This window comes from Bengtsoniella intestinalis, assembly GCF_039719005.1.
Taxonomy (GTDB): domain Bacteria; phylum Bacillota; class Clostridia; order Oscillospirales; family Oscillospiraceae; genus Oscillibacter; species Oscillibacter intestinalis.
The window spans coordinates 3,783,141-3,797,371 of the sequence record NZ_CP133584.1 but is presented as its reverse complement, the minus strand read 5'-3'; the positions used below and the strand labels follow the sequence as shown (position 1 = coordinate 3,797,371).

The 14,231-nt window shown below is 45.9% G+C and carries 20 protein-coding genes; 14 read left to right on the top strand and 6 right to left on the bottom strand.

Annotated elements, in window-relative coordinates; genetic code table 11:
• Positions 1-17 precede the first annotated feature (17 nt).
• Both RFF05_RS18175 and RFF05_RS18170 read right to left on the bottom strand, forming a co-directional pair.
• Positions 18-608 (bottom strand): hypothetical protein, encoded by a 591-nt coding sequence (locus tag RFF05_RS18175; RefSeq protein ID WP_409968403.1) that lies wholly within the window; start codon positions 606-608, stop codon positions 18-20.
• A 31-nt stretch (positions 609-639) separates the two neighbouring features.
• Complete coding sequence (locus RFF05_RS18170; protein WP_409968402.1) at positions 640-834, bottom strand: PspC domain-containing protein; 195 nt, start codon at positions 832-834, stop codon at positions 640-642.
• A 175-nt stretch (positions 835-1,009) separates the two neighbouring features.
• Between RFF05_RS18170 and RFF05_RS18165 the strand changes: the two genes are divergently transcribed.
• The 12 genes from RFF05_RS18165 to RFF05_RS18110 all read left to right on the top strand — a co-directional run bounded on the left by RFF05_RS18165 (position 1,010) and on the right by RFF05_RS18110 (position 9,125).
• A complete protein-coding gene (locus RFF05_RS18165) occupies positions 1,010-2,041 on the top strand; it encodes a hypothetical protein (RefSeq protein WP_409968401.1) in 1,032 nt (343 codons plus the stop codon).
• Between the two features lie 13 nt (positions 2,042-2,054).
• Positions 2,055-2,318, top strand: coding sequence for a hypothetical protein (locus RFF05_RS18160; protein ID WP_409968400.1), 264 nt, complete (start codon positions 2,055-2,057; stop codon positions 2,316-2,318).
• A gap of 13 nt (positions 2,319-2,331) precedes the next feature.
• Complete coding sequence (locus RFF05_RS18155) at positions 2,332-2,508, top strand: hypothetical protein (protein WP_409968399.1); 177 nt, start codon at positions 2,332-2,334, stop codon at positions 2,506-2,508.
• Between the two features lie 37 nt (positions 2,509-2,545).
• On the top strand, positions 2,546-3,061 hold the full coding sequence (locus RFF05_RS18150; RefSeq protein WP_409968398.1) for a hypothetical protein: 516 nt from the start codon (positions 2,546-2,548) through the stop codon (positions 3,059-3,061).
• A gap of 10 nt (positions 3,062-3,071) precedes the next feature.
• Entirely contained in the window at positions 3,072-3,569 is a 498-nt protein-coding gene (locus RFF05_RS18145) for a hypothetical protein (RefSeq protein WP_409968397.1), read from the top strand.
• Entirely contained in the window at positions 3,538-3,873 is a 336-nt protein-coding gene (locus RFF05_RS18140; protein WP_409968396.1) for a PF20097 family protein, read from the top strand. The genes RFF05_RS18145 and RFF05_RS18140 overlap by 32 nt, the downstream gene beginning before the upstream one ends.
• A gap of 30 nt (positions 3,874-3,903) precedes the next feature.
• On the top strand, positions 3,904-5,493 hold the full coding sequence (locus tag RFF05_RS18135) for an S-layer homology domain-containing protein (protein WP_409968395.1): 1,590 nt from the start codon (positions 3,904-3,906) through the stop codon (positions 5,491-5,493).
• Positions 5,494-5,506: 13 nt separating this feature from the next.
• The gene (locus RFF05_RS18130) at positions 5,507-6,328 is read left to right on the top strand and encodes a VanW family protein (RefSeq protein WP_409968394.1); all 822 of its coding nucleotides are present in this window, start codon (positions 5,507-5,509) and stop codon (positions 6,326-6,328) included.
• Positions 6,325-6,570, top strand: a complete 246-nt coding sequence (locus tag RFF05_RS18125) for a hypothetical protein (protein ID WP_409968393.1) — start codon at positions 6,325-6,327, stop codon at positions 6,568-6,570. Before RFF05_RS18130 ends, RFF05_RS18125 begins: the two co-directional genes overlap by 4 nt.
• Before the next feature lie 16 nt (positions 6,571-6,586).
• A complete protein-coding gene (locus tag RFF05_RS18120; RefSeq protein WP_409968392.1) occupies positions 6,587-7,102 on the top strand; it encodes a hypothetical protein in 516 nt (171 codons plus the stop codon).
• A 72-nt stretch (positions 7,103-7,174) separates the two neighbouring features.
• Complete coding sequence (locus RFF05_RS18115; RefSeq protein ID WP_409968391.1) at positions 7,175-7,441, top strand: IreB family regulatory phosphoprotein; 267 nt, start codon at positions 7,175-7,177, stop codon at positions 7,439-7,441.
• A gap of 133 nt (positions 7,442-7,574) precedes the next feature.
• Positions 7,575-9,125: an immunoglobulin-like domain-containing protein gene (locus RFF05_RS18110; protein WP_409968390.1), complete on the top strand. Its 1,551-nt coding sequence runs from the start codon at positions 7,575-7,577 to the stop codon at positions 9,123-9,125.
• 93 nt (positions 9,126-9,218) lie between these two features.
• On the opposite strand, the gene RFF05_RS18105 is transcribed toward RFF05_RS18110, so the two are convergent.
• The 3 genes from RFF05_RS18105 to RFF05_RS18095 all read right to left on the bottom strand — a co-directional run bounded on the left by RFF05_RS18105 (position 9,219) and on the right by RFF05_RS18095 (position 12,622).
• Entirely contained in the window at positions 9,219-10,256 is a 1,038-nt protein-coding gene (locus RFF05_RS18105; RefSeq protein WP_409968389.1) for a helix-turn-helix transcriptional regulator, read from the bottom strand.
• Positions 10,257-10,541: 285 nt separating this feature from the next.
• A complete protein-coding gene (locus RFF05_RS18100) occupies positions 10,542-10,805 on the bottom strand; it encodes a helix-turn-helix domain-containing protein (protein ID WP_409968388.1) in 264 nt (87 codons plus the stop codon).
• Complete coding sequence (locus tag RFF05_RS18095; RefSeq protein ID WP_409968387.1) at positions 10,802-12,622, bottom strand: VirD4-like conjugal transfer protein, CD1115 family; 1,821 nt, start codon at positions 12,620-12,622, stop codon at positions 10,802-10,804. The genes RFF05_RS18100 and RFF05_RS18095 overlap by 4 nt, the downstream gene beginning before the upstream one ends.
• Positions 12,623-12,707: 85 nt before the next feature.
• Here RFF05_RS18095 and RFF05_RS18090 point away from each other — a divergent pair, with 85 nt between their 5' ends.
• Together RFF05_RS18090 and RFF05_RS18085 are read left to right on the top strand one after the other, a co-directional pair.
• Positions 12,708-12,989 (top strand): type II toxin-antitoxin system RelB/DinJ family antitoxin, encoded by a 282-nt coding sequence (locus RFF05_RS18090; RefSeq protein WP_409968386.1) that lies wholly within the window; start codon positions 12,708-12,710, stop codon positions 12,987-12,989.
• Entirely contained in the window at positions 12,982-13,254 is a 273-nt protein-coding gene (locus tag RFF05_RS18085) for a type II toxin-antitoxin system YafQ family toxin (RefSeq protein WP_409968385.1), read from the top strand. The genes RFF05_RS18090 and RFF05_RS18085 overlap by 8 nt, the downstream gene beginning before the upstream one ends.
• A 62-nt stretch (positions 13,255-13,316) precedes the next feature.
• Here the strand turns inward: RFF05_RS18085 and RFF05_RS18080 are convergent, their stop codons facing one another.
• Positions 13,317-14,219, bottom strand: a complete 903-nt coding sequence (locus RFF05_RS18080; RefSeq protein WP_409968384.1) for a toprim domain-containing protein — start codon at positions 14,217-14,219, stop codon at positions 13,317-13,319.
• Between the last annotated feature and the right edge of the window lie 12 nt (positions 14,220-14,231).

Genomic DNA, 14,231 nt, shown 5'->3' with positions numbered 1-14,231 from the left:
ATGGAAAACTATACTACTTACGCATCCAAGATAGCGCACCAAGCGTCTATCAATGCTTGGGCGGTGGCTACGCTTGCGTGGAATTCGTTAGAGTCGGTGTCTTGTATGCTGATGTAGTATGCGAAGGAGTCCTCATGGCCTCGATAGCAACAATCACTCAAGGCATAGCAAAGCTGGCTTAAATGAGACAATTCATCGGTGGATAATTGAGATACCTGCTCTAAATCCATGGCAGTGGTGGCTTTGGTCAAATCGTCCCAAGTTTCCAGAAAGGTTTCCTGCTCTGGATATAGCAATTCTATGTAATACGGCACATAGTCCATCTGAACAAAGATGTTGACCCCAGACACAAAGACTTTGGTTTCCTCTAGTAATTCTACCTCATCTCCTTGGCTGTTAGCCAAGGCTTCAAATTGGTCGCCTAGATTGAAATACACATCATTTTGCTGGTCAATACGACGGATGATGGCTTGTTGCAATACATCGCTATGGTCATTGGCCGCCACTTTTGTATCTGCGTGGAATAGAGCACTGCCCAATACCAAGCACACCAAAAATCCACAGAGAAATGCAATCAAAACTTTGTACCGTAAGATGATATTTTTCATAAAAACCTCCTGTTTTTGTGGCAATATTTACTCAATCAAAATCTTCTGGTGAACGAGGGATTATCAAGGTGGCAAGAACATACACCAAAATACCAGTGCCACCCAAACCACCTAGCAACACAAATGCCAGACGCACAAGTGTGGGGTCAATGCCAAAATATTCCGCCACACCAGCACAAACACCAGCCACTATTTTATCGGTAGATTTATAAAGTTTTTTGTCCATAATTTTCTCCTTGCTTCTATGTGTTGTATGTAGGTTCACCCCCATCTTACAACACTCACCAGCCATTTGCAATCTATTTGTGACTAAATTGTGATGACTTTGTAAGTGCAGTGTGGTATACTGGGGAAAATAGGAAAATTATGCACAATCCAATTTTGGAATAAGGAGAAACCATATGAAAAAGTTCTATCTCTGGGTCATGTTGATAGTCTGTTTCCTAACAGCCTGCAGCAACGATGCACTCAGTGTTTCTGGCAAGGTGGTAGGCACCCAGATGGATGGGGAACAAGTGGTGTCCTTCCTACTGGAACAGGATGACGGTACACAAATCTACTTGCAACTCAATGAAGATACTGTAATTCTCAGCCCTTTCGATGAAGCCACGGCGGAACAGTTTCAAGCAGGCACCTTTACAGATGTGATGGTTTGGGCAGAATATGCGTCCTCTCAAGAGGGAGCGAACACTGTGACCTTTATGCACTTCAATCGCTATTTGACCGATGAAACGGTGACATTAGAGGGCGGGATGACGTTGAACGTCTGGCGTGATGTCGGCTCTGCTATCTACGCTCTGCCAAACGGTGTGGAATTGCTTTTCGAAGAAGAACCCTATGGGCCAGAGAGTTCCTATGTCATAGGACAGGAAAGTTTTGATAACTTAACACCAGAGGCACAAACCCAAGTATTGGCTTTTTATGACCAACAGGGTATCCTGTATGATTTGGATGCCGCTTTAGAGCTGGCCTATACAAACTATTTGGAACAGGCAGATTCATTTTCTCTCCACCGCGTGGGGCAAAACACCTCGCCTGTGGCCTCAAATGAAACGGTGCTTTATCTTCTCACCACAGTGAATATTCCCATAGATGGCAACTATTTCTATGAGCATCAATTTTGTACCGCTTTCGACCGCAACACAGGGGCGGTGATTCCCACGGAAGCACTGTTCACCTGTCAACTTGAGGATATTATTCCTACTTTGGCAGAAATCGCTGGGATTGATAACCCAGTTTTGGTAGAAGAAATGACAAAAGCCTTTATGCCAGAATATCTGGTGTTTTTCCCCACAAATTTGATCATGACATTCCCAGCAGGCACTTTGCCAAGTCAGCCCCATAGCTATGGTTGGGGATTTGATTACGATGCAGACCTAGCCACCATTGTCCAACCCTGGGCGATTCCAAATGACGGGATAGAGGGGAACTAAAGGAGGGTTTATCATGACAAATCAAGAAGAAATACAAGAAAAAGGATTGCGATGGATGCGCAGAATGCGGATTATTGTGGGAATCCCGTGCGTATTCATTGTGATTGCTGTGCTGTATTGGTGTGTCCCACCAATGGGTGGCGTTACAAAGTTTTTTATCCTCCAAGCATGGTTCATCATGGAAGCCATTAAAATCACAATCGCACTGATTCAAAACCATATCGCCAAAAAACGAGGTTGGCCTGCGCCCTACGGTTCTTTTAAGGAACTATTTTGAGGGGGATTAAAAAATGTTATCAATTTTATGGGTTCTGGGCATCATCGCAGGATTTGCCTTTCCAGCATTTTTAGTCAAAGCTATCAGAAGTAGTGACGAAGAATACGAATCGTCTTGGAATACCGTTTTCGCTTGCATTGCTTTCGGTGTCATCGTTCTTTCTCTTTCACTTCTTGTGGTGTATTCGTAATGGTAATCACGGATTTCTTTTCATTAGGAGAGATACTATGAAACAATTAACCACTCATTCAAACAGCCGCAAACTCCCTGTTGCTCTACTGACTTTATGTACCTTGTTCTGCCTTTTTATGGCAAAAGCAAACCTCTGGCAACAGCGATATGATTGGACCATCGCCCAATCGCACCTGCTCCATTGGTGCCAAAGTGTCACAGCGGACTCTTTGGGTCATGTAAAGCTGTACAAGCCCGGTGACAACACCGTTGAACCCCAAATCATCACTGGGGCAGAAGCGCAAGAATTGGCAGAGATTTTCAATGGGATTGATGCAGAAAATGTATCTCTTAGTCTCCAAACTGGCGGTTTTCTGGGAGAACTATACGCCCTATCCACCTACTTAGAAGAAACCGACCACTTATATGTCATACAATATAACCCCAATGCACCAGAGAAACTCTTTCTACTGATGCACGAGCGTGAATCGGTGGAACACATCTTGGGGGATATGTATTATTACTGGATTGATGCCCCAGCATTGACCGCTTTTATCCAAGAGCGGATATAAGGAGGCAGTTATGAAAAAGCTAGTTTTTGCAGGTGCTCTTTGCATCGTACTGGGCTCCATTGGGTTTTATTTGTATACACAACCAAAGTTTTTACAGACCGAGGAGGATTTCATTGCCGTATTCAGTGATCACATTGTCTTAGAAAATCCAGATAACCTTACATTGCTTCACCATGAAAACGGGAATACCGCTTGGGTTTTTTGTATCGATGGCGAAAATTACTATGCTATGAAGTGTGAAATCGTGGATGAGAAGGCCGTGTTTGTAGATATGGAAGATTTACAATACTATACCAGAAATATTGTGTATACATCGGATAGCGATGGGGCTATTTTAATCAACGACCCACGGTGTACCCATATTGAAGTGGCTGACGATACCTTGAAAAAAGAATTCAGCATCCCCATAGAGTCCTTACCACAATTGGTGGCCTTTGACACATATAGGCCGTCCAGAGGTTCATGGGGATGCCGTGATGCCCAAGGTAACGATTTGCAGTTCAAGTAAGAATAGACTATATGGATATTATGTGGCACCATGTATTGCATCAAAGAAAAAGAAAGGAACGGTGAACGCTATGAAGTGTCCCTATTGTAACGCAGAAATGAAGCAAGGTTCCCTTGTAACCAATCGAGATTTAGGTCTTTATTGGTTGCCAAAAGGCAAGCGATTTCCTCTCATGCTAACCAGCATCCACAAAATAGGCGGCGAAATACTAGGTCATACCAATGGGCTGATACGCTCAGAATTGGCATTTTACCGCTGCGAAGCTTGTGACATTGGCATATCCCCACTATCGGAAAAAGGTTGATAGCACCATAAAAAAAAGGAGAAACCACCTATGAACTTACGAAAACTGACCCTTACCACCCTTGCCGCACTTTCCGCCATGACCATTTGGTGTGGTGCCACCTTTACCGATGTGCCAACAGGCAGTGCCTTGGCGGAGGGTGTACAAAAAGCCCAAAGCTACGGCTTGATGAACGGTTATAGTGACACTGTCTTTGGCTACGGCGACTCTATGACCCGTGGGCAATTTGTCACCGTGCTGTGCCGTATGATGGGCTGGGACTATGACCAAGAAGGTGCCGTGCCTGTGGCAGAGGACATCACTGATTCTGGATTTTACGCATCCATTGTCACCGCCGCACAGCAGGATGTGTGGGACATGGAGGACGCTACCTTCCGTCCCGACGATGCCATCACACGCTCTGAAATGTGTGAGATGCTGGTGCGTGGCTTGGGGCTAAAGTCAGCGGCCACAAGCGCCAACAAGGACTTGCTCTTCACCGATATTTCTGGCGATACAGGCTATATTTCCGTGGCTTACGCCATGGGCATGACCAATGGCATCTCTGAGACCACCTTTGCCCCAGACAATACCGCTACCCGTGCCCAAGCCGCCACCATGCTGGTGCGGATTTACGAAAAGCTACAACAGCCCATGTCCACCCAAGGGTTTTACGCCATTTCCTCCGCCTCACAGCTTCCATTGACTGCCACCATGGACACCATCCACTTTGGCTGGAGCCGTATGACATGGGATGGTGCTACGGCTCTGCTGTCCACCGTGGCCACTGGGGACAACGGCAATGTGTTTGCCGTGCCAGGGGGCTATGACGATGTGGTGCGTGCATTGGAGAGCAAAGAGCGTAATCTCATGGTGTTTATGGACACCACCGACGACGTGGCAGGGCTGTTGTCCGATGAGCAAGGGCGCACCCAAGCGGTGGAGCAAATCATCCACGAATTGACCGTGTCCTATAGCGCCTACGGTGCCAATCCCTACACTGGGGTCACCATTGATTTTGAAGGCTTACGCAGTGGGCAAACCGCTGATTTCAACGCCTTTTTGACAGACCTATCGGCTCAAGTAGAAGCGTTGGACAAAACCCTCACCGTTTGCGTGTCGCCTGTGCTACAAACTGGCACCTATTACGATGGCTACGACTACAAAACCATTGCTGGTTTGGCAGATGAAATCTTATTGATGGCTTACAACTACGACGCTACCGATTTAAGCGGTTTTGAAACTTCTACTTACCACCAAACCGCCGCACCTGCCCCCATTGACCAAGTGTTTTGGGGCTTAGAATCCTTGGTCAGCGCACTGGATGGACAGACTGAGAGCATCGTTCTGGGGCTGAGCTACAAGTACATCGCATGGCAGATTGATAGCGACGGAAAATTGCTCTCTGGAACGCCAGTCTACCCTGCATTAGACACCATCACTGCACGGCTTGCCCAAGAAACCACCGTCCACGGTTGGTCAGACACCTATCAAACCCCTTACGCCCTCTATGAAACCGAAGATGGTAGCCGCTATTTCCTCTGGTATGAAAACCAAGAAAGCATGGACGCCAAAACCCAAGTGGCACAGTTGTTGGGAGTAGACACTTTATCCCTCTGGCGATTGGGAAACATTTTGTAAAGGAGATGCCACGATGAAACAGCCCATTCACCGTTCTGATTTGCGGCTCAAATGCGGAATGCTTTATTATGGCGCATTGCGGAAGCTAATGTGGCTCCGCTGCAATCATCAATTTGCCAAAACCAGAGCTGTCACGCCCTTGCCTTACACCGCCTTTGCCCATGAAACCATCTTGCGACGACCGCTCAAAGATGTGGAGATGTGGATGCAAGAGAATAAAATCATCAATCTCAATCTGGCTGTTCCCCATGTCCACGGCATTCTCCTTGCACCTGGGGAAACCTTTAGCTATTGGAAGTGCATCGGCAAGCCTAGCAAACGCAAAGGCTATGTGGACGGCATGATTTTGCGCAACGGCACTTTTACCGCTGGCACTGGCGGTGGACTGTGCCAACTGGCTAACCTCATCTTTTGGATGACCCTCCACACCCCTTTGACAGTGATTGAACGGCATCGCCATGGCTATGACGTGTTCCCGGACAGCAACCGTACCCAACCCTTTGGCTCTGGTGCCACCTGCTTTTATCCCCACGGGGATTTGATGATTCGCAACGATACCCAAGATACTTACCAGCTGTTGGTGACGGTGGGCAACACCCACTTGGAGGGTGCTTGGCAGGTATCGGAAAAACCAGAATACCGCTATGAAATCGTGGAGCGAAACCACAAAATGGAAGGCGAATACTGGGGCGGTTACAGCCGTCACAACCAACTGTACCAACAATCGTTTGACAGCCAAGGTGCGTTGGTTTATGACTATCTGGTGGTGGAAAACCACGCTATTATGATCTACGCGCCGTTTTTGGAAACAAAAGAGAAAGAAGAGACGTCATGATCACCATTTTCAACCGCAAAGAATTGCGCATTACCTATTCACTGCTAGAACGGCAACGGATTTGCTCTGCCTTGGATGACCACAATATCCCCTATTACACCAAAGTGTTCAATCCTTCCAATGGTGGTGGTATGGGGCGTGGGCGCCATGGCTCCTTTGGGCTCAACACCCAAATCATGTACGAGTACACCATCTATGTGAAAAAGACAGATTACGAATTGGCACACCATGTGGTTGGGTGAGAACACAGGAGATTCCATGAACAAGAAAAAAATTCTCATACTTCTAGCCACTATCCTTGTGGCTGGATTAGCAATTTGGCGGTTATGGCCTTGTGCTTTGGCTGGGCACTTGGGGGATGTATCCCAAGTCATCAGGATTGATGGCGCATTGACAATCAGCGGTATCAAAACAGAAACGGCTCCCCTCAGCTCCAATCTATATATGGACACCTACGCCTTGACTGTCACAGAAGACAACCATACATTGCAAGCTGTTTTGGAGATTTTAGCACAAGCCAGCGTGAGGAACGATTTCCGCAATTTGTTGCCGTGGACGTTGCCTTCCGTTGGCTCTGATAGCGACCATGATGGGCGCTCCATCACCCTTGCATTGCAATGGGAGGACGATGCACACTGCTCCCTGTCATTTCTAGACCCTACCACCGTGGCTGTGGGTCTCGACGATGGCTTTTCTGTGTATCATTTCACCAGCACCATCCCCTTCGAGACATTGGCGACGCTGATGATGGCAGAGGGAACGAAGAGCAGTTGATTCTCTCGCTAGTTGAAATTTCACTTCCCTGTGCTATAATGATGATAAATATCCAGGTAAGGAGGGTGCATCTTGTCTGATTATACACAGAAATTAAATTATACTCAGGAACATAGCGACGAAATCCAAGCTACAATTCGGCGCGTGTATTGTTCCCTCCTGGAAAAAGGATATAGCCCTATCCTACAACTTTCAGGGTATATCCTCACTGGCGACCCTACTTATATCACCAACCACAACCATGCTCGACAGATTATCCAGCGTGTAGATCGAGATACCCTGTTGCAAGCATTGGTACAAGGCTACTTAAAAGATGTTGAATCAGACAAGCGATGGTGAACAAACATTCCAGGCCATTAGAACAGCTCTTGGTACCAATACTGACACTTCCATACAGAGCTATTGTTGCATCAATGAAAGGATTACTGGAGAATCCTGTATTCATAGATAAAACCGATTAAAGGAGGCACCTATGAAAAAAACATTCTTTATCCTACTGACCACAGCGCTCCTTTGCACTAGCCATGCCATGGCAACTCCATTCACCGATACGGCTGGCATTTGGTGCGAGGATGAAATCGCCATCTGCTATGAATGGGGGCTACTCTCTGGCACCAGCGACAGCACCTTTTCTCCCTCCAATCCATTGACTAACAACCAAGTCAAAGTCATCACCGCTCGTTTGGCAGACATCCTCTGTGGGGGCGATGGGGTATTGCCAGAACCAACAGAAGGCGAAAATTGGTATCAGCCTGCTTTAGCCTACATTGAAACCACGAGTCAAGAACAAGGGGTGGAGTTGCCCTTTGAAACCAGCACAGTCAACAATATTTTCAGCTGTCAACGGCAGGATTTTTTAAGCGGTATTCGTTGGGCCATTGCTGTATCTGGGGTGGAATTTCCCATCCTGAATGATGTGACTGTCCTGCCCGATTCTGCCAATCCAGAGGATTTTGAATTGTACAATTTAGGCATTGTGGCAGGTATGGACAACTATGGCACTTTGGATGGTGGAGGCACTTTGACACGGGGACAAGCCGCCGCTGTACTGGCACGGGTGCTAGATGAAAGCCAGCGAATGACCTTTACCCTTGAAACCTTTAATGCGTTGGAGGCACTTTATAAATTAGACCCTAAATTGGTGGTGTTCACCATCGCTGGCATTGATTACACGTTGGAGCAATTTGGAGATGGGTTAACAAGTAGTGGTAGAGTGGTACCAGCAAATGCAACCCAAGAGATGTACTACGCAGAAGGTTTGGCAGAAAGCTTGCGGCAGTTTCCCACCACTGATGTGGCTCCTCGCATTTTGGCAGAGCAATTGGACTTGGGGCTGACACCAGCAGAACAAGCCGCCATCACCGCACAAGCAGAATCTTTGGTGGGCTGTAAAGGCATGACACAGGGATTTTGGGAATGGGATTTAACCACCACTGTACTCATGACTCGATTGTATAGCTATTATGAGGATTTGGATGATTCTCTCTCTGATGATTTAGGGGCTATCGGCGCCATGCTTTCAGAAAATATGGTGGTGCAACCTGGTTATGATCAGATTCATATTCCAACCGCTCGTGAAAACTATCAGCAAGGCAATTACCCAAACCCTGGTCTATACGTTCTAGTTACCCCCATTGTGCTAGACCAAGTGTGGCAAGGTACCCAAAGCGATGATTGGGGGCTGTACCTCTGGGCAGAAGATGCAACCGACACCTCTGCCACCATCCATATCATCCAGCAAGGTGGTACGGTAGAAGGTGATTTGACCTACGGTGCAGCATGGGCATTGGAGCAGTGGGACGGTGCGCAATGGTGCGAATTAGAAGCCGCCACCGATGCTTGGATTGCGATACTTTACACCTTGCCCATGGATGAAACCACCACCCTTTCAGAGGACTGGTCATTTCTATACGGCACATTAGAGCCAGGTACTTATCGCTATTTGAAATCCTTCACTGACGATACGGGGAATTACAAAACCGATGAAAGCCGTGAATACCAAGCGGTGTTTACGGTTGGGTAAGAGTAGGTATCCATAAAATATATAGAGCCATGGATCGCATTTCGCATCCATGGCTCTATTATGTAGTATCGGCTACTTACTGGCATTTGACGTTTATTGGGATTGTGAATCGGAGGCTACAATGGACTTTGCAATTTCTATGTATTCACATCTTACAGTTTCTGGAGATAAAATCTTCACCCTGTCAGCGAAGCCGAATACCCAACCATAAAATCTTGGACTTATACGAACGGACACGGTTGCTTTGAAATTGTCAGTATCAATGCGGATGACATCTACATCTTCGCCAAACTTATCAACTACTATATCCATAAGTTCATTGTCACATTTCAGCTCTACGATAACGACTTCCCCATCGAACATTTCAAATATTTCATTAGCGCAAGTCGTCGGGTCAAAATCTATCGGAGGTGCCAGCCAAGGATGCAAACAAACAGCTGTATGATCCAATCTATCGACACGAAAAACAGCTACTTTTTCATGCTTTTTTGAGTAGCCCATGACATAGTAACGGTCATCACGCCAAAAAGTTGTATACGGACAAACCTCATAAATATATCCGTCATATTTATAAACATGCTCTTTATCTGGCGTATATTCAAAATAGCGAAACGCTATCCAATGTTTGTTTTGTATTGCATTTACAATTGTATCCAATGTATAGTAAATTTTCTCGTTTGTAGGCTTTATCGTTCTTGAAATATCAATGCCACGATGCAACTCTCTCGCCTTCGCACTACTGGTAAGTGTTTCAATTTTTTTAATAAGAGCAACACTTTTCTTTTCTGTTAAAAACTTTGAAGCTGATACAGCATCTATTAACATTTTTGTTTCCATGAGTTCCAATCGCCGTTGGCCTATAAAATATCTGTTTGGTGAAGATCTAAGCGTTACCACGTCAATACCGATTTCCAACAACTGCGCAATATCTGAGCCAATAGTCGTTCGATGTATCTCAAACCCCTGCTTCGTCAAATGCTCTATGATATCTTTTGAGGAAACAGGATTGTCTTCATCTGAATGTTCATATAAAAATTTCAAAAGATACAAAATTCTAGACTTCTTCGTCATTAAGGATATGCCTCCAACTTTAGGTTTTATTGCTTGATACATAAAAGGTTCAAAAATCATATGATTCCTCAAGTCACCTTTGACAATGTAAACCGCTATATATATTAGACGAAGCATTTTCCATTTTGTTTCACTAAATCCAAATATTTCATTTATTTTAACCAAACGCATTTCATCTTTTTGACAAAGCCATCAATCTGGATACAAAATAACCGCCCTTTATTCTTCTTCTCTGTAATAAACTTCTAGAGTGAGTCATTCAGGGTGGTGCTTTATGACCCCTACCTCAGTCCACGAAAAAGACATAGCACCCCCTTGGCGGGAGGCTATGTCTTTTTCTTTGCCCTATTTTAGTACAAGCAAATTACTGGTGTGGCTACCGTTTTCACGATATCGAGGTACCTTGGCGATGAGGTCGGCTTTTTCTAAGTCCTGCAAAGCTCTTTTGACGGTGCTACGAGATAAATTCAAGTCAGAGGCGATGGTTTTGACTGCTGGCCAACAGTCGTTTCCAGCTCCTGCACGGTCTTTGAGGTAGAGGTACACCGTCCTTGCACGGGAGGGCAGTTCCTCTGGGGATGCGTTGTAGATATGACTAAAATAACTCATGTCTTCATCATCTTCCTTTCTAATTTTTCTCCTTCTTTATCACATGCAGGGGTGTGTAAAGTTCCATTTCCCTCTGTCGTTCCACTTTGGACTGCACTTGCATAAGAGATATTTTGCATAGATTTATGCTTTTGGATTATGTTTTTTTCTAAGGTTTCCTTGTTGGCATAGACCACCTTCCGTTGTGCCTGCTCAGGGATGGTGTACACCTTGTCAAAGGTGATACCCCAATCGAAAAACAGGCGGAGCTTGGTGCGCATGGGATGTGTACCAGTTTTCATAACAATAAAATTACCTTTGGGAATAGATTTCAACTCGTCAGGTGTCATCAGCGGACGATCCATCATCTGCAGAGTCTGACTGGGGTCGTTTTTACCACGGTTGATGCTGCCACTCATGACCGTCCGACTGCCCATGGCACCAGAGAGTACCTCAGCAGTCTTGCTATTGGGGGCAAAGCCACCGAAAATGGTATCTTGGCAGTTATCCACGATAATTTCAGAGCCTTCTTCCCCATAGTTTTTCTGGAGCTGACCAAAGCTTTGGATGATGGGTACCATAGTCAGTCGACGTGAGCGACTGGCGGAGAATATCAATTCTAGGGACTCAATAGCTGGCAAGGTGCCTAGCTCATCGCAATAGAAAACAACTCGATTTTCCAGCTTGCCACCATGCTCATCGGCCACCATCAAAATCTCACGATACAGTTGTTGTATCATCAGATTGACCATGAAATACTTGGTCGCATCTTCTTCTGGCAGGACGATGAACACAGCGGATTTTTGTTTGCAAAATCGCTCAGCATCAATAGCTGTGTCGAAACACAATATCTGTTCTAGTTCAGAGTCCAGAAAAGAATTGAGACGAGATAACACTGTAGACAAAACAGACATCATGGCTTGCTCGGCAGAATTTAAAGCGGCACCGGCAAACCATCTGGCTTTGTGGTCAGAGGGTAGCTTGTCCATCAACACTTGAAATTGGCTTTTCCCTTGGGTTGTACTTGGTGCCAATAAATCTTGCACCATTTTGAACACAGAAATAATATGGCGACAATCTTGCTGTTTGCCATCCACCTCTGTGGGTGGCAAGTATTCTGCCACCATCAAAATCACAGCCGTGAGCAACCCTTCGGCAGAGTCGTAGAAGAATTGATTTTGCCCGAAATTTTCACCACCAGAGTTGATGATGGTCTTGGATATGATTTTGGCATACTTTTCAGCCTTGGCTTTCGCTGCTAAATTGTTTGGGTCTTGCACGCAAATATCCATGTAGTGATTGACAAGATGCAATAGATTATTGCCGTCGGAACGAGTGGGGTTGCGCAGGTCAATGACTGCCACGTTATAACCGTAGTCCTCCTTGGCGATGGCACCGTAGTTGCGATACAGGTCACCCTTGGTATCCGTGGTGAGGAAGCTCATGCCAGTGGCACAGGCATACTCCAGATTGGGGTACAGGAAGTAGGCTGTCTTGCCAACCCCTGATGCCCCAATCATAAGGCAGTGGACATCATCGGTGTCCACCAAGGCCGTGACTTGATTTTTTGCACCCACACTGCCCAAGATGATGCCCTGTCGGTCTACTGATGGACGGTTTCGCCCTTTGCGCCAGTCCTTGGGGGTGAATGGGATGTGGTGATAGGTTTCTTTGATTTCCTTCTTGGTGGCGAAGCGTGCTGTACCATGCTGGCCATCGCCAACAGTTTTGGATTTGATGCCACCAAGGGTGTAGTAGTGAGCCACCATGGACAATCCACCAATGACGGCAAACATACCAGCGCCTAGTGCGATGAGGGTGTAGATAGATGCATTCATAATCGTCCTTTCATTTTCTAACATAGTATTGCATTTGTGCATACAATGTGCTATGATGATTATACTAATACTGGAGGTGATCAAAATGGCAAAATCAGCAAATATCAATATCCGCATTGACCCTGATGTGAAATCTCGCTCTGAGGCACTCTTTGCAAACTTTGGCATCACCGTGACCGATGCCGTCAATATGTTTTTGCATCAATCCCTCATGGTGGGCGGTCTGCCCTTTGAACTAAAACAGCCACGATACAATGCTGTCACGGAAGCGGCTATGCAAGAAGCACGTGATATCATGAGTGGGAAAATCCAAACAAAGTCGTATTCCTCTTTTAGTGAACTACTGGAGGATTTGGAAGATGCTTGAGCTTAAAACAACCAGCAAATTTCGCCGTGATTTAAAACTTATAAAAAAGCGTGGTTTTGATATTGAGCTTTTGAAAAATGTCATCGACACCCTACTTCGTATGGAAGCCCTAGAGGAAAAGCACCACGACCACGCACTGACAGGTAACTATATCGGCTTTCGGGAGTGTCATATCAAACCAGATTTTTTACTCATCTACGCAGTGGATGAAGGCAAGCTTGTTTTGACGGCTTCACGGACAGGCACCCATTCAGATTTGTTTTAGAATTACGCCAAAGGGCGGTTGCAGAACATTCTGCAACCGCCCTTTGGTTATGCAATCAGGGTTTATGCTCGTACATCCTCATTCCAATCTTTCCCTTTGGGAATGTGGCGTTCCACTTTGTATCCTTTATCTACAAGCAGGGTTTCTAATCTAGCGCAGGCTTTGTGACCGACGGTGTCATTGTCCAAGCACAGCGCCACAATTTGCAAGTGTGGGTACGTTTCTAGCATCCACAGCAGTGCTTGAGAACTGACACCACACAGCGCAACATAACTGTGGCGCTCCCAATTCTCCAGATGGAGCGACAAAAAAGACAGCATATCAATGGGCGATTCAAAGACATAGAGACGGTTGCTTGTTCCTACATGGTGGAAGGAATGGTTGGATGAACAGCCTTCCACATTGCCTTTGAACACTTTGCCGTGGGTGTAGAGCCCATGCTTTTGGGCATGGCAAGGGGTACCCGTTTCATCCACCCCTACAAATATCACATTGTGATACTCTCCCCTTCCTTTGTCAGACCGTTCACAGCTTTCATACAGCAAATTTTTCTTTACAAAAAATTCTACCACATCACGATTAAGGCCACGTTTCTTGAGCAGATACTCGTAGGCTCTACGCATATCCTTGTTGGCTGGTGGCAACGCAAATGACTTTTTCTCTGGTTTGACTGTTTGGCTAGTAGAACGGTATGGTATCCCCTGCACCCCACCCAACAGCATTTGCACCGCCTCTGGATAGGACAATCCATAAAAAGTTTTCACAAACTCAATGGCATAGCCACCTTTTTCAATGGCGTGGTCATACCATTCGTTTCCACGCACCGTAATGCTATGGTCAGAAGCTAACCGCTTTTCTCGCCCACTGGGTAGCAGTCGTTCTCCTTGATGTTGCAGAAAATCCACAAGGTCAACTTCGTTGGCTCTGTGCTTTTCTTCATCGGTAAAATGTATATAAGTTCCCAATCCAATCCTCCT

What these genes read in the sequence shown, in the direction of transcription:
- RFF05_RS18130 (WP_409968394.1), top strand. Translation starts at nt 5,507, where the DNA reads ATGAAACAGCCCATTCACCGTTCTGATTTGCGGCTCAAATGCGGAATG.
- RFF05_RS18135 (WP_409968395.1), top strand. Translation starts at nt 3,904, where the DNA reads ATGAACTTACGAAAACTGACCCTTACCACCCTTGCCGCACTTTCCGCC.
- RFF05_RS18175 (WP_409968403.1), bottom strand. Translation starts at nt 608, where the DNA reads ATGAAAAATATCATCTTACGGTACAAAGTTTTGATTGCATTTCTCTGT.
- RFF05_RS18170 (WP_409968402.1), bottom strand. Translation starts at nt 834, where the DNA reads ATGGACAAAAAACTTTATAAATCTACCGATAAAATAGTGGCTGGTGTT.
- RFF05_RS18150 (WP_409968398.1), top strand. Translation starts at nt 2,546, where the DNA reads ATGAAACAATTAACCACTCATTCAAACAGCCGCAAACTCCCTGTTGCT.
- RFF05_RS18110 (WP_409968390.1), top strand. Translation starts at nt 7,575, where the DNA reads ATGAAAAAAACATTCTTTATCCTACTGACCACAGCGCTCCTTTGCACT.
- RFF05_RS18120 (WP_409968392.1), top strand. Translation starts at nt 6,587, where the DNA reads ATGAACAAGAAAAAAATTCTCATACTTCTAGCCACTATCCTTGTGGCT.
- RFF05_RS18085 (WP_409968385.1), top strand. Translation starts at nt 12,982, where the DNA reads ATGCTTGAGCTTAAAACAACCAGCAAATTTCGCCGTGATTTAAAACTT.
- RFF05_RS18100 (WP_409968388.1), bottom strand. Translation starts at nt 10,805, where the DNA reads ATGAGTTATTTTAGTCATATCTACAACGCATCCCCAGAGGAACTGCCC.
- RFF05_RS18090 (WP_409968386.1), top strand. Translation starts at nt 12,708, where the DNA reads ATGGCAAAATCAGCAAATATCAATATCCGCATTGACCCTGATGTGAAA.
- RFF05_RS18140 (WP_409968396.1), top strand. Translation starts at nt 3,538, where the DNA reads ATGCCCAAGGTAACGATTTGCAGTTCAAGTAAGAATAGACTATATGGA.
- RFF05_RS18105 (WP_409968389.1), bottom strand. Translation starts at nt 10,256, where the DNA reads ATGATTTTTGAACCTTTTATGTATCAAGCAATAAAACCTAAAGTTGGA.
- RFF05_RS18155 (WP_409968399.1), top strand. Translation starts at nt 2,332, where the DNA reads ATGTTATCAATTTTATGGGTTCTGGGCATCATCGCAGGATTTGCCTTT.
- RFF05_RS18145 (WP_409968397.1), top strand. Translation starts at nt 3,072, where the DNA reads ATGAAAAAGCTAGTTTTTGCAGGTGCTCTTTGCATCGTACTGGGCTCC.
- RFF05_RS18165 (WP_409968401.1), top strand. Translation starts at nt 1,010, where the DNA reads ATGAAAAAGTTCTATCTCTGGGTCATGTTGATAGTCTGTTTCCTAACA.
- RFF05_RS18125 (WP_409968393.1), top strand. Translation starts at nt 6,325, where the DNA reads ATGATCACCATTTTCAACCGCAAAGAATTGCGCATTACCTATTCACTG.
- RFF05_RS18160 (WP_409968400.1), top strand. Translation starts at nt 2,055, where the DNA reads ATGACAAATCAAGAAGAAATACAAGAAAAAGGATTGCGATGGATGCGC.
- RFF05_RS18095 (WP_409968387.1), bottom strand. Translation starts at nt 12,622, where the DNA reads ATGAATGCATCTATCTACACCCTCATCGCACTAGGCGCTGGTATGTTT.